The 3,136-nt window shown below is 34.9% G+C and carries 6 protein-coding genes; all 6 read right to left on the reverse strand.

Going from position 1 to position 3,136, the window contains the following annotated elements; genetic code table 11:
• Positions 1 to 231 (reverse strand): Bor/Iss family lipoprotein (locus H4J67_RS19605; protein WP_182171787.1); only part of this gene is annotated, 231 nt, incomplete at its 3' end.
• A 117-nt stretch (positions 232 to 348) separates the two neighbouring features.
• A complete protein-coding gene (gene sugE / locus H4J67_RS19610) occupies positions 349 to 681 on the reverse strand; it encodes a quaternary ammonium compound efflux SMR transporter SugE (protein ID WP_182171784.1) in 333 nt (110 codons plus the stop codon).
• A 128-nt stretch (positions 682 to 809) separates the two neighbouring features.
• Positions 810 to 1,082, reverse strand: a complete 273-nt coding sequence (locus H4J67_RS19615) for a hypothetical protein (protein ID WP_182171775.1) — start codon at positions 1,080 to 1,082, stop codon at positions 810 to 812.
• A gap of 90 nt (positions 1,083 to 1,172) precedes the next feature.
• Positions 1,173 to 1,619: a hypothetical protein gene (locus H4J67_RS19620; protein WP_182171772.1), complete on the reverse strand. Its 447-nt coding sequence runs from the start codon at positions 1,617 to 1,619 to the stop codon at positions 1,173 to 1,175.
• Between the two features lie 170 nt (positions 1,620 to 1,789).
• Positions 1,790 to 2,029 carry a hypothetical protein gene (locus H4J67_RS19625; RefSeq protein WP_182204798.1) on the reverse strand — a complete coding sequence of 80 codons (240 nt, stop codon included), beginning with the start codon at positions 2,027 to 2,029 and terminating at the stop codon, positions 1,790 to 1,792.
• A gap of 643 nt (positions 2,030 to 2,672) precedes the next feature.
• A complete protein-coding gene (locus H4J67_RS19630) occupies positions 2,673 to 2,981 on the reverse strand; it encodes a hypothetical protein (RefSeq protein ID WP_182171766.1) in 309 nt (102 codons plus the stop codon).
• Positions 2,982 to 3,136 lie beyond the last annotated feature (155 nt).

Genomic DNA, 3,136 nt, shown 5'->3' on the forward strand with positions numbered 1-3,136 from the left:
ACCATCAGAAAATGTTTGTTGTGATTGCATTTGCAATGGTTCATTTTTGTTACAAACTTTCAGAACATCAACACGATGTTCTCCAGATAGCCCCCATAAATAAAATGGTTTTGAATCCAGGTATGTGGGTTTATTGACAAGTTTATTTTGCCCTTCCGGTTTTATAGTAACCGTTGAGCAAGCAGTGATCCCCACTAAAAGTACACTTAAAATTAAACTACTTTTTTTCATAATTACTCCATATGATGATTTAAAATATAACGCCACATTAAGCGGCAAAAAATTGTTGGCTACAATGTTAAACGAAGTGAAAACAGCCAACTGTTTTTTGTCCGTTTGAATGCCTCGTTATACAACGGTTGAACCTGAATCCAATAGTTTTAAACCTGCTATGCCAAGGATAATTAAACCTATGCATGCGATTCGTTTGATGTCGGCTACTTCGTTAAACCAAACGATACCAACGATTGCCACACCTACAGCACCAATACCAGTCCAAACTGCGTAAGCATTTCCCATTGGAATTGTTTTTAATGCATAAGAAAGACAACCAAAACTGATCCACATGGCTGCAATCGTTATTACAGAAGGCCATAATTTAGTAAAACCTTCTGTTTGTTTAAGACCAACTGCCCATACGATCTCAAATAAACCGGCAATGGCTAAAACAATCCAGCCCATCGTAACTCTCCTTAGTTGTATAACGCCACATTAAGCGGCAAAAAATTGTTGGCTACAATGTTGAACGAAGTGAAAACAGCCAACTGTTTTTTGTCCGTTTGAATGCCTTGTTATCTATACATTGCAACTTACTGCTTTTTAAACCTTTTGCCAAATAAAATCGTAAATAACTTTTTAGGCATATACCCAAATAGAGTTGTATATGTAAAAGCGATAGCAACAATTAAAATTAAAATAACAACAGGAAGAATGATTAAAGGAATACTCCAATCGAATGGAATAACATCTGAGTTAAATGACTCAAGTTCAGATTGAACAATAGTTATGACCGCATACCAAGCAGAAACAGAAAGCCCCAATGTTAAAACTCTAAATATTGGTCTAACTTCATTATCATTCATATGCGACAAAACATCCCTGTATAGCTAACGCCTCGTTAAGAGGCAATAAATAGTGGGCTAAAATGGAGCTAAGCGAACAGCCCGCTGTTTTTAGTCCTGCTTTAATGCCTTGTTAGTTGCGCTGTTGAACACATCAAATTTAGTAATAATGTAAATAGGTTTTTCATTACAGTCGACTTTATAAATATACTGCTTTTTAAGTAAAGTGACTTTTTCTTTTATAAAGCTAATTTGCTCCCATGGAATTAAAAACTTTTTAGGAAATAATAAAATTAGCATTCTTTCTTGGCCTATAAACAAACCTTGATCAAATGATTTAATAGTTAGCCAAGAACGATATTCATCGTTTTTCCCAATAGAGAACTCTATATCATTTGTTAGGTTAATATCTCTTAATTTAAATAATGAACGATCCGAAACATTTAAGCCCGTTTTATATTTTTTAGCTAATTTTGGATAAATTCCAATAATACTTTGTACGTAATTAACTAGCACAAAGAATATAATAAAAAGAACTAAACCTATAACAAAATTCATTCTTTAAAAGCTCCAAGCTTATTTCAAGCTGCAAAGTAAACTAAAGCCAACTAACGCCCAAATAATGGGCTAAACATACCGGGCTAAAATGGTAGCGAAGCGAACAGCCCGTTGTTTTTAGTCCCATTAATTTTCTTGTTAAGTGTCTGATAGATTTGACTAGATACTACTTAACCTGTTGTTGAGTTTGCCCCTCGTCCAGTATTACAAGCACCGAGAACAAAACCAAAATCATACCAACCTCCATTATTATTCGTTTCATAAATCCCAACGTTGGGATTGAATAAACTTACAATAAAAGTAATTGGCATAATAATTCCGTGCCAAAGTCCGGCCGAAAAGCCTGCTGGATCAACTCCTAGTTGTTTATACTTGGAATTTAACCCTGCAACTATTAGCGCATTTGCCATAACCTATTCCTTAATATTTATTTACACTCCCCTTGCAAGTTGCGTAGACACTTAACGCCTCAATAAGAGGAAATTTATAGCTGGCTAAAATGTTGAACGCAGTGAAAACAGCCAGCTGTAAATTTTCCTGCTTTATTGACTTGTTATATGCCATTTACACAATTAATCGAAGATTGAAAAACCACCAGCTAAAAAAACAAATAAAATTATTAGAGTTATATTAAGGTAAATTGCCTCTGCCCAGGGCTTAGAGTCGGATACCATTAATTTATGTAGCGCCGCTAAAAGTGGGATCTTACGGATAATTGATTCCATTTGAAAGCGAGATAACGTGATGCACCAAAGAAGAAAAACAGCTAACGAACAAAGAAGCAAAGGTAAGTAAATTATCCAAGAATCTTTAGGGGATATTTCACCTTCTGGTACAAAATATAATCCCAAAATACCAGCGAATAGCAGTATAACGAACAATACAGTAAATATAAGACTATATGATCTTATAGAAACTTGAATCCTTGAGTAAATATTCGGTGTTGGCACGGTGCCTCCATGGCATATAACGCCTCATTAAGAGGCTAAAAATAGTGGGCTAAAATGGAGCGAAGCGAACAGCCCGCTGTTTTTAGTCCTTTTGAATGACTTGTTATGTTTCGAGTTCACCTAACCGTTTATTTATTGAATCCGCGTCTAGATGCTTAGCTAAAATAGGCCAGCATTTCCTGCTAGATTTTATTGTAATAAAGATACCTAAAAAAGCGCCAAGTAAAAGAGAAATAAATATTAATAAAATAGGTGGAATCATCTCTCTTTGAAATAATTGCAACATGGTAATTATTATAATAACTACCGCCAACCAAATACCTAAATATATCAACTTCGCTGGTGCTTTATATTTCTCAGGGGACTTCAACCTTTTTGAAATAACGGTCAGATATGATTTTTCTGCTTGCATACTAAGATACTCACCCTTTTGAAAGAAACATAACGCCCCATTAAGAGGCTTTTAATTGTTGGTTAAAATGTGAAGCGAAGTGGAACCTAACCAACTGTTAAAAGTCCTGCTTGAATGGCTTGTTATATTCCCGATTACAACCTTAAGGTTAGCTT

Origin of the sequence: Colwellia sp. BRX10-4, assembly GCF_014077465.1 — a bacterium.
In the GTDB taxonomy this organism is placed as follows: domain Bacteria; phylum Pseudomonadota; class Gammaproteobacteria; order Enterobacterales; family Alteromonadaceae; genus Colwellia_A.

Excerpts from the sequence above, each read along its gene's own strand:
- sugE (WP_182171784.1), bottom strand. The coding sequence starts at position 681 with ATGGGCTGGATTGTTTTAGCCATTGCCGGTTTATTTGAGATCGTATGG.
- H4J67_RS19615 (WP_182171775.1), bottom strand. The coding sequence starts at position 1,082 with ATGAATGATAATGAAGTTAGACCAATATTTAGAGTTTTAACATTGGGG.
- H4J67_RS19620 (WP_182171772.1), bottom strand. The coding sequence starts at position 1,619 with ATGAATTTTGTTATAGGTTTAGTTCTTTTTATTATATTCTTTGTGCTA.
- H4J67_RS19625 (WP_182204798.1), bottom strand. The coding sequence starts at position 2,029 with ATGGCAAATGCGCTAATAGTTGCAGGGTTAAATTCCAAGTATAAACAA.
- H4J67_RS19630 (WP_182171766.1), bottom strand. The coding sequence starts at position 2,981 with ATGCAAGCAGAAAAATCATATCTGACCGTTATTTCAAAAAGGTTGAAG.